At 76.3% G+C, this 16,083-nt stretch carries 14 protein-coding genes; 11 read left to right on the forward strand and 3 right to left on the reverse strand.

Annotated elements, in window-relative coordinates; genetic code table 11:
* Positions 1–153: 153 nt before the first annotated feature.
* Positions 154–2,598, reverse strand: a complete 2,445-nt coding sequence (locus tag IE329_RS09945; protein ID WP_190210470.1) for a phosphocholine-specific phospholipase C — start codon at positions 2,596–2,598, stop codon at positions 154–156.
* Positions 2,599–3,763: 1,165 nt separating this feature from the next.
* On the opposite strand from IE329_RS09945, the gene IE329_RS09950 reads away from it, so the two are divergent.
* The 9 genes from IE329_RS09950 to IE329_RS09990 all read left to right on the forward strand — a co-directional run bounded on the left by IE329_RS09950 (position 3,764) and on the right by IE329_RS09990 (position 12,378).
* Positions 3,764–4,036, forward strand: a complete 273-nt coding sequence (locus IE329_RS09950) for a hypothetical protein (RefSeq protein WP_190210471.1) — start codon at positions 3,764–3,766, stop codon at positions 4,034–4,036.
* Positions 4,033–4,308 (forward strand): hypothetical protein, encoded by a 276-nt coding sequence (locus IE329_RS09955; protein ID WP_229927306.1) that lies wholly within the window; start codon positions 4,033–4,035, stop codon positions 4,306–4,308. Before IE329_RS09950 ends, IE329_RS09955 begins: the two co-directional genes overlap by 4 nt.
* Before the next feature lie 258 nt (positions 4,309–4,566).
* Positions 4,567–5,088, forward strand: coding sequence for a hypothetical protein (locus IE329_RS09960; RefSeq protein ID WP_190210472.1), 522 nt, complete (start codon positions 4,567–4,569; stop codon positions 5,086–5,088).
* The gene (locus IE329_RS09965) at positions 5,085–6,959 is read left to right on the forward strand and encodes a GMC family oxidoreductase (RefSeq protein ID WP_190210473.1); all 1,875 of its coding nucleotides are present in this window, start codon (positions 5,085–5,087) and stop codon (positions 6,957–6,959) included. The genes IE329_RS09960 and IE329_RS09965 overlap by 4 nt, the downstream gene beginning before the upstream one ends.
* Positions 6,956–7,933 (forward strand): hypothetical protein, encoded by a 978-nt coding sequence (locus IE329_RS09970; RefSeq protein ID WP_229927307.1) that lies wholly within the window; start codon positions 6,956–6,958, stop codon positions 7,931–7,933. Before IE329_RS09965 ends, IE329_RS09970 begins: the two co-directional genes overlap by 4 nt.
* Before the next feature lie 449 nt (positions 7,934–8,382).
* Entirely contained in the window at positions 8,383–9,240 is an 858-nt protein-coding gene (locus IE329_RS09975; protein ID WP_190210474.1) for an RICIN domain-containing protein, read from the forward strand.
* A 350-nt stretch (positions 9,241–9,590) separates the two neighbouring features.
* The gene (locus tag IE329_RS41445) at positions 9,591–10,697 is read left to right on the forward strand and encodes an AMP-binding protein (protein ID WP_373311136.1); all 1,107 of its coding nucleotides are present in this window, start codon (positions 9,591–9,593) and stop codon (positions 10,695–10,697) included.
* A gap of 54 nt (positions 10,698–10,751) precedes the next feature.
* On the forward strand, positions 10,752–11,918 hold the full coding sequence (locus tag IE329_RS09985) for a hypothetical protein (protein WP_190210476.1): 1,167 nt from the start codon (positions 10,752–10,754) through the stop codon (positions 11,916–11,918).
* A 160-nt stretch (positions 11,919–12,078) separates the two neighbouring features.
* Positions 12,079–12,378, forward strand: coding sequence for a hypothetical protein (locus IE329_RS09990; RefSeq protein WP_190210477.1), 300 nt, complete (start codon positions 12,079–12,081; stop codon positions 12,376–12,378).
* A gap of 201 nt (positions 12,379–12,579) precedes the next feature.
* Here IE329_RS09990 and IE329_RS09995 read toward each other — a convergent pair whose 3' ends face one another.
* Positions 12,580–13,146 carry a PadR family transcriptional regulator gene (locus tag IE329_RS09995; protein ID WP_190210478.1) on the reverse strand — a complete coding sequence of 189 codons (567 nt, stop codon included), beginning with the start codon at positions 13,144–13,146 and terminating at the stop codon, positions 12,580–12,582.
* A 207-nt stretch (positions 13,147–13,353) separates the two neighbouring features.
* Here IE329_RS09995 and IE329_RS10000 point away from each other — a divergent pair, with 207 nt between their 5' ends.
* A complete protein-coding gene (locus tag IE329_RS10000; protein WP_190210479.1) occupies positions 13,354–13,746 on the forward strand; it encodes a nuclear transport factor 2 family protein in 393 nt (130 codons plus the stop codon).
* Between the two features lie 207 nt (positions 13,747–13,953).
* Positions 13,954–14,451 carry an SgcJ/EcaC family oxidoreductase gene (locus tag IE329_RS10005; RefSeq protein WP_190210480.1) on the forward strand — a complete coding sequence of 166 codons (498 nt, stop codon included), beginning with the start codon at positions 13,954–13,956 and terminating at the stop codon, positions 14,449–14,451.
* Between the two features lie 101 nt (positions 14,452–14,552).
* On the opposite strand, the gene IE329_RS10010 is transcribed toward IE329_RS10005, so the two are convergent.
* Positions 14,553–15,890, reverse strand: coding sequence for a cytochrome P450 (locus tag IE329_RS10010; RefSeq protein ID WP_229927308.1), 1,338 nt, complete (start codon positions 15,888–15,890; stop codon positions 14,553–14,555).
* Positions 15,891–16,083: the final 193 nt, after the last annotated feature.

A 16,083-nucleotide genomic window follows, 5' to 3' on the forward strand; every position in this document is an offset into this window, starting at 1 on the left:
GCCGGCGGACGAGGAGTACGTACCCGCACGGGCGCCCCGGTGACACCGCTCGCGCGGGTGGAGCCGGGCCCCGGGGGCGCGCCACCCCGGGCCGCCCGCCTTCGGAGACCGGCACGCCGGCCCCCCGCACCCCGCCAGGCACGCCGCCCGGGGTCAGGTGCCGGTGACGGCGATCTCGGCGGCGGAGGTCCACGGCCCCCGGTTGCCCGCCTCGGTGAGCGCGCGCAGTCGCACGTACCGGCCGTTGACCGTGGGGAAGGTGACGGTCTTGGGCCCGGCGTCGTCGGCGAAGGTGCCGGTGGCGACCGGGGTGCCCCAGTTGGCGGGGTCGTTGCTGACGTAGACCTCGTACCGGCCGATGCGGCCGTTCGCCCCGCCGCTCTGCCTCGGCAGGTAGCGCAGGCCGGTCACCGCGTGCGGGCCGCCGGTGTCGAGCTGGATCTCGTGCGGCAGGGCCGCCGGGGCCGGAGACCACTGGGTGTGCCAGATGGTCTGGGGATCGCCGTCGACGGCGTTGGTCGCCGCGCCGTTCTCGCCGCTGACCTCCTGGCTGTCGACGTGTCTGACGGTGGTCCCTAGGACGCTGGTGACGGCAGGATCGGTGGTGCTCTCCTGGCCGTTCTCCGCGTGGCCGGCGAACCGGCGCAGGAAGCCGTCGGTGGTGTCGGCGGTGGCGGTGAGGTCGTACCACCCGTTGCTGTCGCTGATCGTCCAGGAGTTCTGCACCGTCGCGGAGGCGGGCAGGCCGAACGTCCAGGGGCCGTCCGTGCGGTAGGCACCCGCGGTGACGGTGACGGTGCACGGGGCCGTGCCGCTGTTCACCATGGTGAGGGTGAGGCGGCCGTTCGCGCCGTCGGCCCGTGCGGTGACCTCGGGGTTGGCCCGCCCGGCCGTGGTGGCGGTGACCCGGTTGCCGCGGAACCGCCGGTGCAGGCCGTTCGGGCCGTAGAGGGAGAGGTCGTAGGCGCCGGCCGGACTCCCGCTGACGAAGTAGTCGGTGAGGGTCTTGCCGGCTTCGACGGTGTGCCGCCACGGGCCGTCCGTACGGTAGGCGTTGGGGTGGAGCTGGACGCACTGCCCGGCCGCGCCGGTGTTGGCCATGTCGATGTAGAAGGCCTCGGCGGCGACGCGGCCGGAGGCCTCGAACGCGTACGGCAGTGCTCGGGCCTTGCGATGCCCGGGCTCCTGCACGGGGAGCGTCTGGACGGCGGGCACGGCCGGCGAGGGGAGGTTCGCGCACTGCGCGGCGGCCTGGGCGGAGTAGTTGGCGGTGCTCGGCAGGGCCGGCCAGGTGGTGTTCGCAGAAGCGAAGTTGAAGGCCGACAGCAGGTCTCCGGTGACCGCCTTGCGCCAGGGGCTGATGTTCGGCTCGGCCACCCCGAACACCTGGGAGCAGAAACGGATGACCGAGGTGTGGTCGAAGACCTGCGAGCAGACGTACCCGCCGCGGGTCCACGGGGAGACCACGATCAGCGGCACGCGGAAGCCCAGCCCGATCGGCTTGCCGTCGGAGATCTCGCCGGCGGTGGAGACCGTGGAGAGCCCGTCGGAGTCGGAGGCCGGCGGCATCGGCGGTGGCACGTGGTCGAAGAAGCCGCCGTTCTCGTCGTAGTTGAGGATGAACGCGGTGCTGGACCAGACGGCCGGGTTCGCGGCGAGTTTGGCGAGCAGCCTCGCGGTGAGGTTCTCACCGTCGGCCGGGCGGTAGTTGGAGTGCTCGGACAGGGCCGTCGGGGCGACGATCCAGCTGACCTGCGGCAGCGTGCCGCGTGCGACGTCGTTGCCGAAGGCCGTGACGATGTCCGCGACGGTGGCCAGGCCCTTGGTGCGGAGGGGACTTGACGCCCCCGACTGCTTGAAGGAACTGAACCAGGCGAGTGCGTTGTCGTCGAAGTTGTCGGCCTGCTGGTAGACCTTCCAGCTGACGCCGGCCGCCTGCAGGCGCTCGGCGTACGTCGTCCAGCTGAACCCGGCGCTCGGCTCCGTGTTGTCCATGACCGCGGACTGGCCCACCGAGAGGCCGTTGCTGCCGGTGAAGGCGTGCAGCCGGTTGGGGTTGGTCTGGGTCAGGGTGGACTGGAAGTAGTGGTCGCAGATGGTGAAGTTGTCCGCGAGCTGGTAGTAGAAGTCCAGGTCCGGGCGGGTGAAGTAGCCCATCCCGACGCCCGGGCTGCGGGCGGTGTTCCACGCGTCGAACCGGCCGCCGTTCCAGATGGCGAGGTCGGTCGGCCAGTCCATGGCCGGGGCGTTGGCGCAGGTGGCGGACGTGGTCGTGGTGTTCATCCGGAAGGGCAGGATGTAGCCGGGGCCGCCGGAGGCGGGTTGGTACCAGACGGGGCTGCCGCCCGGGAGGCTCACCGCGTTGCGGTCGCCGAAGCCGCGGACCCCGCTGAGGGACCCGAAGTAGTGGTCGAAGGCGCGGTTCTCCTGCATGAAGATCACCACGTGCTTGACGTCGGCGATCGTCCCGGTCCCGGCCGTCACCGGGGCGGCCATGGCCCGACGGAGCGCGCCCGGCAGCGCGGTCATGGCGGCCGCGGCGGCCGCGCTGCCGAGGAGGGCACGCCGGCTCACGCGGGGGGTGGGTTCGTCGTTCATCTGCGGAACTCCTGCACAGCCGAGGGGGGTGGGGGAAGCCGGTGGACGGGGGATCTCCGTGGACGCGGCCACGCGCAGCGGGCCGCGGGACGGGGTGTGCGCCACGGCGGTGCGGGCCGTACGCAGGGGAATTCCTTCGTGGCTGTGGGCCGCGGCCGGAGGGTGCACCCCGTCGGCCGCCTCGACGGAGACCTGTGGGGACGCCGGTGGGGCCGGTCGTGCCCGGCCGCCGGAGTCCGTTGTCCTGCTCCGGCCGGGCACGCCAGGGTTCTTGAGGGCGCGCCCACCGTCCTCGTGTTTGCGCCAACAGGATGCTGGCGCACAGCTTCCATCGCCGACAGGCGGGGAGTCAAGCCATTCGCGCCGTCCGGTGCGGTTGTCGTAAGAACCGGCCTCAGGGGTCTCCACGAGCAGTGGTGGATCCCCGCCCGTGCCGTGAGCCGCCCACGTTGCGGCGGTTCGGCGGGCGATCCGCCCACTGGTCCGGCAGGTGGGGTGCGAGGTATTGACACTCTCGATGTTTGCGGCAACACTCACCGCGCGGGGCGCCCCGTCGTGACGCGGCCGCCGGCCGGCCCGCACGCTCGCCTCCTCGGTCCACCCCCTTGAGGGGGCACCTCCACGGAGTACCCGTGAGGGAGTGCCTCCACGGGGTGCCCGCCCGACACCGACGGGCGGGCCGGCCAGGTCTTCGCCCCCCGTGCCCCGGCGCCGGGGACCGCCATCGCGCCGACCTGGCCGGAGCCCGGGTCGTCGGCCCGGCGTCGTCACCGTCGCAAGCCGAACAGGGGTGTTCCGGCCCCCACCAGCGGTGTTCGCGGTGCCCCGGAGCCCGGGCCCGGCGGGGCGGTCGAGGTGAGTGTGCGTCCGTGAGTGTTGGGCGGGCGATGGTTGGGGTACCAACAGGGGGACGGCGGGCCCCACCGCCTCGGCGCGGACGGTCCGGGTGTCCCGTACCCGCCGGGTCCGGTCCCGCCGCTTCGCTCGTACGTTCCCAGTCCCTCCCGGCACAGTCGTCCGCGCCGGGCCGAGCCCGGTGCGGCTGCCGGTCTGCCGCCGGCCCCCGACGCTCCGCGCTCCGGCCGGACGTGTCGTCAATCCCCCCGCGCCGTGGCACCGTCGTGCCCGCGCGCCCCCGCCCGCCTCACCGGAACGGAGAACCCGCATGTCGGACGCCGCTCGCCGCACCGCCCGAACGGTGCTGCAGTCCACCCTGGCCCTGGCCGCCGGACTGCCCCTGCTGATAGACACCGCCGGCCTGTCCCGGGCGCTGCCCGGGGTGGGTGTCGCCCTCACCGTCGCGACCGTGCTGACCCGGCTGATGGCCCTGCCGGCCGTCGACCGCGCGCTACCTCCCTGGCTGCGGACCGCCGAACCGCCGAAGGCGCTGCCGACCGCCCCGCCACCGCCGGACGACGCGCCGCCGGAGCAGCCGTGAACCACGGGGACCCGGACGGTCAGCCGGGTCTGGGGGTGGAGGTGGCGGTCAAGCTGGAGCACATCCGCGGCATCATGGAGACCGGGTTCGCCCGGCTCAACGGCCGTCTCGACGTGGTCTCCACCCGGATCGCCCAGTTGGAGGACGAGGTCGCGACCCTGCGCGAGGAGATGGAGGCGGTGCAGCGCTCGCGCTGGCCGCTGCCGTCGCTGGCCGCGCTGACCGGCATCGGCGCGCTGGTGCTCTCCGTGGTGGTCTACCTGCAGCGTTGACGGGCCGGCCACGTTGCGACCCGTGGGGCCCGGGCGCCGGGGCCGGGTGGCCGTCCGCCCGGCCGCGTGCGCCCCCTGCGCCGGGCGTTGCGCGGGAGGGCCGGTCGTGCGCGGGCGTGCGGCGATCTCCGCGCGCTGGGGGCGGCCGCCGTCCGCTCCGGTCCGACCGCACGTACACGCATGACCGCGGGGGTGCGGAGGAATGATCCTCGGCGGCGTCGGCGTCATGCCCATGGCGCACGCCCCGGAAGGTGGGTCATGACCGGTACCGAGGAGTTCCTGTTCCTCTCCGCCGAGTTGACGGGGTTCGGGGTCGGACAGCTGTCCGCGACCGGGCTGGCCGACACCTATCGCAGCCTGGTGCTGGAGCGCGCCGGACCGCCCCGGCTCGACCGCCTGCGGGCCGCCGTGGCCGCCGGCGCCGGCCGGCCGCCCGCCTTCCCCGACGAGTCGGTACGGGAGCTGGCGCGGGCGGTCGTCCACCTCTGGTACCTGGGCACCTGGCCCGGGCTCCCGCCGGCCGGCGCCGAGGGGGCGGCGGACGGGACGGCGGCCGCGCCGCCGGACGAGCAGGTGGACAGGCCGGCGGACGGCCCCTTCGTGGTCTCGTCGCGGGCCTATGCCGAGGGCCTGGTCTGGCGCACCTTCGGCGCCCGGGCGCCGGGCACCGTACCCCAGGCGCACGGGAGTTGGAGCCTCCCGCCGTCCGTGGAGGAACCGGCGGGCGGGCCGCCGGGGCCCCGTCGCGGCGTCGCGACCGCCCCGGCGGGGCAGCGGTGAGCGGGCCGGCCGCCGGCCGGTGGGACGTGATCGTGGTCGGCGCCGGGTTCGCCGGCTCCCTGGTCGCCCGGGACCTGGGCGCCCGGGGCTGGCGCGTCCTGGTGCTGGAGGCCGGCGCGGGGACGCCCGACGACCCCGGCCGGGAGCGGGCCGACGCGCTGGAGAACTTCCGCACGGCCCTCGCCAAGGTGCCCAACTCGCCCTACCCGGTGAGCACCGCCGCGCCCTCGCCGGACATCCTCGACCTCACCGGCCGCCCGGAGGGCGGCTTCGAGGCGGACGGCTACTTCGTGCAGCGCGGCCCGCTGCCGTACGCCAGTGGGTACCTGAGGGCCAACGGCGGCACCGGACTGGCCTGGACGGGCCTGGCGCCGCGGATGCACCCCGAGGACTTCCGCGCCGGCGACTTCGGCCACGGCCGCAACTGGCCGGTCGGGTACCAGGACCTGGAGCCGTTCTACCGCGCCGCCGAACGCGAGCTGGGGGTGGCCGCCGACGCCGACGAGCAGCGCGAGGCCGTCGGCCTGCCCCTGCCGGCGGGCTACCGGTTCCCGACCCGGGCGATCCCGCGCAGCCACCTGGACACGGTGATCGCCGGCGCGCTCGACGGCCACCCGGTCCGGGAGGAGGCCGGGGCCGCGCCGACCACCCTGCGGGTCGTCACCACCCCGCACGCCAGGAACGGCCGGCCGCACCCGGAGCCCGGCCCGGACGGCGGGCCGCGGCCCGGCGCCGAGGACGCGGTCTGCCGCGGGCACGCCAGCTGCGTGCCGATCTGCCCGTCCGGCGCCAAGTACACCCCGCTGCGCACCCAGGCCCGGTGGGCGCCCTCCGTCAGCCTGGTCACCCGGGCCGTGGTCAGCCGCCTCCGGCTGGACGCGGGCGGCCGCGTCACCGGTGTCGAGTACCTGCGCCACCCGGCGGACGGGAGCGCGACGGGAGCCGCGACCCGCACGGCCGAGGCCGATCTGGTGGTGCTGGCCGCGCACGCGATCGAGAACGCCAAACTCCTGCTGCTCTCCGGGGCGGCGGCGGGCAGCGGACAGGTCGGCCGCAACCTGATGGACCATCCGGTGCTGCTCACCTGGGGGCTGATGCCGGGACAGGTCGGCCCCTACCGCGGCCCGGGCTCGACCTCGGGGCTGGAGGGATTCCGGTTCGGCCCGGCCAGGGCCCGCCGGGCGCCGTTCCGGGTCGAGATCGGGAACTGGGGGTGGACCTGGGCGCTCGGCCCGCCGGACGGGCGGGTCGCCGAACTCCTGCGCACCGGCGGGCCGGACGGGCGCGGCCGGTTCGGCCCGGAGCTGCGACGGGCGGCCGGCGACCGGATCGGCCGCGAGTTCGCCTTCCAGTTCGAGATGGAACAGGACGCGGACCCGGCGAACCGGGTCACCCTCGACCCGGCCGTCCGCGACCCGCTGGGCATTCCGCGCCCGGTCCTGCACTACGACCTGTCGGACTGGGTGAAACGGGGGATCGCCGCCGCCAAGGCCGTCTCCGACCAGCTCTTCGCGCTCCTCGGGGCCGAGGACCGGACCCGCTTCGCACCCGGGCCGGGGTGGCCCGGCCGCTTCGAGCACGAGGGCCGTGCCTACGCCTACCGGGCGGCCGGCCACGGCGCGGGGACCCACATCATGGGCGACTCCCCGCGGACCTCGGTGGTCGACCAGTGGCAGCGCTGCTGGGACCACCCCAACCTGTACGCCGTCGGCTGCGGCAGCATGCCCAGCGTCGCGACCTCCAACCCCTCGCTGACCATGGCGGCCCTCGCCCTGCGCAGCGCCGGGCGGATCCACCAGGACCTGCTCGCCCGCCACCGGCCGGTGCCGCTCCGGGGCCCCGCCGCACTCGAAGGAGCCGACCACTCGTGAGCCCGACCCCGTCCCCGACCCCGTCCCCGTCCCCGTCCGCAGGCCCGTCCCCGCGCACCGCTCCGGCCACCCCGCCCGCCCGTTCGGCCGACCCCGGCCGGGCGTACGCCCCCGCGCGGGCGGAGCGGCCGCCGCTGCCACCCGTCCCCGCGCCGTACCAACTCCCCTTCCACTACGGCGCGCTGCACACCGTCGGGCTGGACTACCTGGTGGCCCCGGGGCCGGTCCGGGACCTGCTCGCCGAGCACCATCCCGACCTGGCCGCGGCCGACTTCGACGGCCGGGCCTGCGTCTCCCTCAACTACCAGCTGTACTTCGCCCAGTACCCGGGCGGCGGCGGGATCACCCAGGAGGTGGAGGTCAACATCGTCGCCCACCCCGCGGCCGCGGCCGGCCGGCTGGCCGCGATCGGGTACGGGGAGTACGCGCGCGGGGTCGACCAGACCAAACTGCTCGGCATCGCCCGGATCCACGTCCTGTGCGACAACCCGCTCGCCATCGACGCCGGCCGCCGGCTCTACGCCGAGCCCAAGTCCCCGGGCCGCTTCGAGAGCGTGATGCCCTCGCTCAACGGGCCCGCCGACGGCCGGGCCTGGTCGGTGGTCTGCCGGCAGGCGACGCCCGGTGCGGACGGCGGGGTCGGCCCGGCCGGCCGGACCTTGTTCTCCTTCTCGGCCGATCTGGCCGGCCTCACCCCGGAGCCGGTCAACAGCGCGCCCGTCACCGGGTACGGCACCGATCCGGCGGCGGGTCTGCTCGCCGGGCCGATGAACGTCTACCAGCCCTACCACTACCATGAGTTGGACGGCTCCACCGCGAGCCGGGTCGCCCTCACGGTCGAGGACCGGGCCGCCGGTGCCGGCCGGGACCTCGCCCTCCTGGTCGGTGACGCCCCGGCGGCGGGGGTCTGGACCTTCCAGTCGGCGCCGGTGGCCGCCCACAACCGGCCGTACTACATCCCGTCGAAGCCCTGAGCCCGGCCGGACCCGCCCGCCTCGGCCCGCCGCCCGCCTCGGCCCGCCGCCCGCCTCGGCCCGCCGGGTGGCCCGGGGGGCCGGACGGCACCCGTCGTCCTCGCCGGTCGGGCCCTTGGGGCCGGTCGGCCGGGTCCGGCCCGAGCAAGGAGACGACGGATGCACCGGGACAACGTGACCGCCGTACGCCTGGCTGCCGTACGCCGGGCCCCCGTACGCCTGGCCCCCGTCTGCCCGGCCGTGGGGCGGGCGGCCCCGGGTGCCCGGAGGACGGGCCGGCGTCCGTCGTGACCGGGCGGAGCGTGCGCTGCCACGACCTCGGCCTGCTCGGCGACCGGCAGGACAGGTCGGGCGGGCCGGAGGGGTCGGGCGGGCCGGACAGGTCGGATGGGCCTGACCGTCAGGGCAGGTCGGGCAGGTCGGGCAGGCCGGGTCGGCCGGGGAGGCCCGTGCTCCCGGGCCCCGGCGAGGGGCCCGCCGGCCTGCCGCAGGGGCCGGCCGCGACCGCGGCCAAGGCCGTGGCCTGCCTCGCCCTGGTGCTGGCGGTGCCGCTGACCGGCGGCGCCGGCCAGGCGTCCGGCCGGCCGGCGGACGACCCGGCCGCCGAACCCCGGTCCGCCCACCGCCTGGCCGGCCCGTACACCGACCCTTCGGTCGGGGCGCCGGGCGGCGACAGCGGTGATCCGGCCGGGCGGGCGGCCTCGGCCGAACTGCCGCTCGCCGTCCGGGCCGCCGCGCCCCCGTACCAGGGGCTGGGAATGCTGGTCGCGCAGCGCTCGGGCCTGCGGCTGGAGTCCGCCCCGGCCCAGGAGCGCCCCTCGATGCAGGCCGCCGGGACCGCTGCCGGGGCGGGGGCCGGGATCGATGCCGCTGCCGGGGCCGGGCTCGGGGACCGGGTGGGGGAGGAGGCCGGTGCCGCGGCGGCCGGGGGCGCCCAGCAGTGGACCCTCCGGCCCGCACCGGGCGGGGAGGTGGTCGTCCGGTCCCTGGCGTCGAGCGGCTCCCACGAGCCCAGGGTGCTCACGGTGCTGGCCGACGGCACGGTCGGCCTGCGGTACGACCGGTCGCCGGCCGGCCCGGACGACTCCTCCCAGTTGTGGAGATTCGTTGATCGTTCGGTGGTGGCGCTCCGGGCCGACCCGGTCACCGGGCTGCGGGCGACCGCCTTCAGGATCCTTGCGCACCACGGTGGTTGCCTGCTGGACATGGGCGCCGGCCGGGCACCCGCACTGGGGCCGTGCGAGGACCCGCGGGCCTGGTGGAGGGCCCTGGGCTTGTACCACGGAACCCCCTGGGAGCTTCGGTAGTTGCTACGGGTACCTGAGCAACCGGTGTGCTGCCCGAGGGTGCTGGTGCGCCGTTCGGACGGGGCGCCGAGGGGGCGGACACGGGGCACCGGGACGTTCGGCGGCCGGGGCCGGCCTTGCCCGGCGGCTCGGGCCGGTGCTGGGATGGGCAAGGGAGAGGTGTCCGGGGGTGTACTCCGGGCAGGGCGGGGCAGACGCGTCCGTGGACGCCGGACCCTCCGTCCGGATGCGCCGACGGTCCACACCACGGGGCCGGGCGGGCGGGCCGCGCCGGCGGCCCGCCCGCCATGCCGTCGGCGGTGCCCGTGAACCGCGCTGTTTCCGCCTGTTCGAACGAGGAGTTTTGCAGCATGTACGGGGATGACATGTACGGGAACGGTTCCGGACTGGTGTACCGCTGCGTGGACCGGCACGTCGAGGCCGGCCTCGGCGACCGGGTCGCGATCCACTTCGAGGGCGGCCCCGGTGGCGGCCGCTCGGTCAGCTACGGCCGCCTCCAGCAGGAGGTCGCCCGCGCCGCCGAGGCGCTGGCCGAGCTGGGGGCCGCCGAGGGCGACCAGGTGGCGGTGCGGGCCGCGGCCACCCCCGAGACGGTCGTCACCGTCCTCGCCTGCGCCCGGATCGGCGCCGTGCCCGTGCCGTCGGACGGCCCGTCCGAGCCGGGCGCCGGGGGCGCGGCCGGTGACGTGCTGGCCGTCCGGAGACGTGAGCGGGCGGGGCGGGCCGTCGGTGCCGACGTGGACTGCGGTTGCGGCTGCGCCCGGCCGGCCGAGGCCGGGGAGGGCACGGAGGGTACGGAGGCGGCGCCGGCGGGCGGCAGTTGCGCCGGTGCTTCGGCGGGCCGCCCGCCGAGGGCCGGCCAACCGCGCTGCGGCGGACCGGAGTCCGGCCGCACCGCGCGGGCGCACCCGGGCCCGGCCGCGCCCGGCCGCCGCCGTCCCGGCGCCGCGGCGCCCGCCCAGCTCACCGTCCCGGTCCCCGCCCGGCGCGTCGTTCCCGCGCCCGAGGCGGACGTCGACGTCTACTGGAGCCGGTTCACCGACGGCTGGGGGAGCGGCCTCCCGGAGGGCGTCCGCGGCCCGCTCGCGGCGGGCGCCACGCAGGTGATCCACACGGCCGACCCGGAGGGCCTCCGCGAGGAGGAGCTCTGGGAGACCGTCCAGAAGTACGGCGTGAGCGTGCTCTACACCACCCCCGAGGACATCCGGACGCTGATGCTCTGGGGCGACGAACTGGGCACCCGCCACGACCTGTCCAGCCTGCGCATCCTCGGTACGGTGGGCGCCCGGAGCGGCACCGAGGGCTGGATCTGGTACCGCGACCCGGACGGGGCCGACGGCCTCGGCGCCGAGGACGGCGAGCCGGGCGGAGCGGCGCCGTGGGAACTCCGTACCTGCTCCACCCCGTGGGCCGCGCCGGCGCCGGGCGGCCGGCGCCGGCTGTACGTGGTGCGCTGACCGGCCGCCCGGCTGCACCGGGTGGGCCGGACGGCCCGGTGAGGAGGAGGAAGCGTGCGCGATCCGTTGGAATGGCGGGCCGGGGACGGGCCGTTGGCCGCCTGGCTGGAGCTGGCCGGGGAGCTGCTGGCCGGCCCGCAGCCGGACGGCTACGTCGTCCGGGGCGACGTCCGGTGGCCCGACCAGCCCTACGGCGTGGAACTCGCCCGGGGGTTGACGCCGGCCGCGGTGGCCGGCCTGCTCACGGCGGAGGGCGTGGCGGGCCTGCACGTCCGCACCTCCGGCGGCCGGCGGTTCGCCGAGCCGCACCTGGAGATCGCGCCCACGGCCGAGCCCGGCCTCGGCCCGGACGGCCCCGGCGCGCGGATCCTGCACGTCACGCCGGCCGGGGTGCCGGCCGGCACCGTGCCGCTGGCCGGCCGGATCCGGACGCCCGCCGAACTCGCCGGCTGGCTGGGCCGGCTGTCCCCGCTGCTGCCCGGCGGGATGCCCGGGTTCGACTGGGCGGGGACGGCCCTGGCCGAGCCGCTCGGCGCGACCCTGCTGCTCCGGCGGGACTCCGTCCTGCTGACGCTGCAACCGCTGGAGGCCGCCGAGCGCAGCGGGGCGGACGCCACCTCCCGGCTGGTCCTCACCTCCCGCGCCCCGGACCTGGCGGAGCACGCCGCGCTGCTGGGCCCGCCCGCCGTGCTGGAGGAGCGGACCCTGTCCACCGTGCGCGATCTCGGGCGGTGGCTCGGCGAACTGGCGGCAGGGTGGGGGAGCGGACCGCCGCCGAAGCCGGGCCGCCTGGCGGGCGCCGCACCGCTGCCGCGCGCCACCCGCGCGAGCGTGCGCAGGATCGAGGACGGTGAGGCCGAGCTGATGCTGCGACGGCACGGGCGCTCCGAACTGTGGGTGCGGGGGCCCGCCCCCGAGGTCGCCGCCTGGGCCCTCCCGCTGCTGGAGCCGGCCGTCCACGAGGAGGCCCCGGCCGGCTCCCGGCGCCGGCTCACCCGGTGGCTGGAGCGCGTCGGCGGCGCGGTCCTCGGCGGGCCCGCCGTCTGGACGGTGAGCGGGCTCGCGGCCCCGTTGTCCGCCGCCGAGCTGGCCGGCCGGCTCCCGGCACTGTGCCCCGGACGGGCCTTCGCGGTGGACCGGGCCGGCGCCGGCGAGCTGACCCTCGGCGGGACCAGGACGGCGGACGGCTGGGTCACCGTCACCGGGCGCCGCGCCCCCTGAGGCCGCTCCGGAGAGCGGGCCGAGAGCGGGCCGGAGAGCGGGCCGGAGAGTGGGCCGGAGCGGTGCGGCGGACCTCCGCAGGACCGGGCCGATTGTCAGACCCCGCGCCTAAAATAGGTGTTGTCAGTGAGCACCCCACCGCCGCACCAGGAGGTCGCCGATGTCCGCTGCCACCGTCAGCCGCTCCACGTCCAAGCGCAAGGCCGCAACTCCCGCCCGCCCACGCCGCCGTCTCGGTCCGCCCGCCCCGCAGCCCCTGCCGCCCGGGCTGCCCCGGGCCTGGTACGAGGACCACAACCGCCGCCTCAAGGCGATGCGCCTGGCCATCGTCCTGCTCGACTCCGGCAACTACCTCCCGCAACAGGCGACCAACCGCCGCATCCGCTCGGTCGCGAGCCGGATCGGCATCCACCGGCCTTCGGCGGTGACCTGCCGCGCGGTCAGGTCCCTGCTGGCGTAGTCCTGGTAGGGGGCGGACGCTCCGGGCGGCCCCGGCGCCCGGCCGACGAGCGCCGTCGCGGCCCGCGGCGTCCGCCCCTGTGTTCTCCGCATCCGTGTTCCCGGCCGTCTTCCCGGGCCGCGCCCCGCCGGCGCTCACGGCCGGGGTCGGCGGCCGGCCCCGGACAGCCGTCCGGGCCCGGGACGTTCCCGCCCGCCGCCTTCAGCCGCGGACCGCGGACCGCTCGTCGAGCACCCGGAGCGCCAGCTCGCCCCAGCGGATGTTCTCCCGCTCGAAGGCCATCCCGCGCAGCAGCGTCAGATAGGGGCCGACGCGCTCGGCCCCGGCGAAGTACTGCTCCTCGCTCCGGCCGTTCAGCATCCGGGCCTGGAGCCGTTGGTAACGGGCCAGTTTGGCCGTCGCCCACTCGATCCGCTGCGCCACGGCCGTCCGGACCGCCCCGAGGTCGCCGACGTCCGCGCACCGGACCTTGACCATCAGCTCGTCGCGGACGGCGGTCGGCCTGGCCGGCGATTCGGCGGTGTAGGCCCGGACGGCCGCCAGCCCGGCCTCGGTGAGCGAGAAGAGCCGTTTGGTGGGCCGCCGTTCCTGCTCGACCACGCGTGCGGCGATCAGCCCGTCGCCCTCCATCCGCTCCAGCTCCCGGTAGAGCTGCTGCGGCGTGGCCATCCAGAAGTTGGCGACCGAGGCGTCGAAGGCCTTGGCGAGGTCGTACCCGGACGCCTCACCGTCCAGCAGGGCGGCCATCACCGCGTTGCGCAATGCCATCCGGTCAACCTAGCACCAGGTGGGCGGGCCGCCCGTGGGCCGGCGACCGGTACCCGGCGGCCCGTCCGGCGCCGGCTCCGGTGTTCGTTCCGGTGCTCGTCCCGGTGGTCGGGGGGCGTCTGTGCGCGGGCTCTGGACACCGGGCGGGCGCACCCGGATACTCACTGAAGCACCTACTCAATTTGTTGACTATCGAGAGGTTGGCCCGTGCACCCCTTCCGCAAGGCCGTCGAGGCCCGCGACGAGAAGGCCCTCGCGGCGCTCCTGGCCGAGGACGTCGTCTTCACCAGCCCGGTCGTCTTCAAGCCCTACCCGGGCAAGGCGATCACCGCGGCGATCCTCCGGGGCGCGATGCGGGTCTTCGAGGACTTCGCCTACGTCCGCGAGATCGCCAACCCGGACGGCCGCGACCACGCCCTGGTCTTCACCGCGACCGTGGGCGGCAAGCAGATCCAGGGCTGCGACTTCCTGCACTTCAACGAGGCCGGGAAGATCGACGAGTTCACCGTCATGGTCCGCCCGCTCTCCGCCGCCCAGGCCCTCGCCGAGGCGATGGGCGCGCAGTTCGACCGGATCGCCCAGGAGGCGACGGAGCAGTGAGCGCGGGGCGGCCGTCCGTCCGGACACGGCGGAACGGCCGGGCCGGACCGGAGGCCGCGATCTCCCGTCGCGGTGCCACCAGGACGGCGACGGGGCCAGCCCGGGATGCGTGGATCGCTTGACTTGAAGTGTGCTTCACCTTGGAGGCTGGGAGCGTCCCTCCCCCGGTCGGGAGGGGGCCGCCCGACAGCCACGAGGAGATCCGTCATGAGCCCGCAGATCGCAGGAGTCACCGTTCCCCAGGAGGACGTGGACGCGGTGGTGGCGCTGGTCGCCGACGTCGAGCACGCCCAGCAGCACGCCCTGCCGGAGGCGTTCCTGCGGCACTTCAGGGCGGACGCGATCTGGACCACCGGGCACGGCAGGCTGCTCACCGGCCTGGACGAGATCGCCGCCTTCACCCGCACGGTGCTGCCGCCCACTGCGGACTCGCCCACCACGGCCGGCTACCGGCCCGTCCACATCCTCTTCGTCCGTCCGGACATCGCCGCCGTCAAGGTCCGCCAGCGCCCCGTCACCCGCGACGGGGTGTACCTCGACGAGATCTTCCACGGCCACCCGGACCCGGCCGCCCTCGCCGTCGAACGGCCGGGTGCGCTGCCCGGCACCCCGACCTACTTCCTGGCCAAGGACGACGGCGTCTGGCGCATCGCCGCCGCCCAGAACACCGTCGTCCAGGACCCGGGCACCCTGGCGGCCGGCTGAGGCGGCCGCCGGGGCCCGATGCCGGGTCGGCACGTCCGGGCCTCGCCGCCGCGCAGCACCGCAGCGGCCCGGGCGCCGACCCCGGGCGCCGAGTTTGCGCGTCAGCCCTGGCCGGCGACCGCCGTGAGGGTGGCCGGGGTCGGCCCGTCGGGGCGGACGGTGATGCCGTACGCGGCACCGGCGGGCACCGAGTGGAGCTCCACGCCGTAGGCGGGCAGCAGGTGTTCGAGCAGGACGACCGACTCGCGCAGCGCGAACTGCAGCCCCAGGCAGGCCCGGGGCCCGAGACCGAACGGCAGGTAACTGCCCGGCACCGCCGGCCGCAGTCCCGCCGTGGTGAACCGCGCGGGGTCGAAGCGCTCGGGATCCGGCCACAGGGCCGGGTCGCGGTGCGTGAGGTACGGGCAGACCAGCAGATCGGTGCCCGCCTCGACCCGGTAGCCGCCCAGCACGTCGTCCTCGGTGGCGTGCCGCGGCAGCACCCAGGCCGACGGGTAGAGCCGGAGGGTCTCGCTGACCAGGGCCTGGACGGCCTCGCGGCGCTCCGGCGAGCCCTCGCCGCCGGCGGCCAACGCCCGCCCACGGGCCTCCGGACGGCGGTCGAGGAGCAGGTACAGCCAGGTCAGGGTGCTTGCCGTGGTCTCGTGGCCGGCCACCAGCAGGGTCACCAGCTCGTCGCGGATCAGCCGGTCGGTGTACTCGGGCCGCTCGGCGGCCGCGTCCAGCAGGACGTGCAGCAGGCCCGGGCCGTCGGGGCCGGCCGAGCCGTCCCGGGCCGCCTCGATCGCCCGGGCGGCGACGGCGTCGATCCGGGCCAGGTCGGCCGCGACGGCCTGCTGGGCGCCGGGCGTGCCGACGGGCAGCGTCGGCAGGGCCGCCACCACCGTGCCGACGGAGGCCAGTTCGCGCTCCGTCCCGGCGTCGAGCGGGTGCCCGGTGAGGGAGCGCCAGATGGTGTCGAGGGCGAAGCCGCGCATCTCCAGGCCGATGTCCACGGGCTGCCCGGTCCGGGCGTGACCGGCCCAGCGCTCGGCCGTCCGCCGGGCGGCCGCCTCGATCCGCTGTTCGTGGCGGCGCATCCCCGTACCCGTGAACTGGGCCTGCAGCACCCGCCGTTGCTGCTTCCAGGCCTCGCCGGTGGCGGCCAGGACGCCGTCGCCGATCAGCAGCCGGGCCCGGTGGGACCGTTTCACGTACTGGTCCGGCCGCTGCGCCAGGACCCGCAGGGCGGCCGCCGGGTCGGTGACCAGCACGGTCGGGTCCGGCCCGAGCCGGACGGCGGCGACCCCGCCGAGCCGCTGGCGCACCTGGGTCAGCAGGTCGACCAGGTCGGCGCCCCCGGAGCGCCACCGCTCCACCAGGGCCGGGTCCGCCTCGGGGACGGGCGGTGCTCCCGAGGGGTTCGGGGGGACGGGTGCGGGACTGGCTTGGGTGGCCACCGGTCTTCTCCTGTTCGGCCGCCGGGGGTCGTTCCTGACGGAGCGTCGACAGCTCGGACTGTACGCGAACCGGCGCGACCGGTGACAGCCCGCCCGACGCCCCCGCCGTACCCCGGTGCTCTGGCGTCCCATCCGAAGCAGTGATCGCGGCCGGCTTGCAACCATCGTGCAACTGGTCTGCAACTTCCCGCGT

Source organism: Kitasatospora indigofera (assembly GCF_014655955.1).
Lineage (GTDB): Bacteria > Actinomycetota > Actinomycetes > Streptomycetales > Streptomycetaceae > Kitasatospora > Kitasatospora indigofera.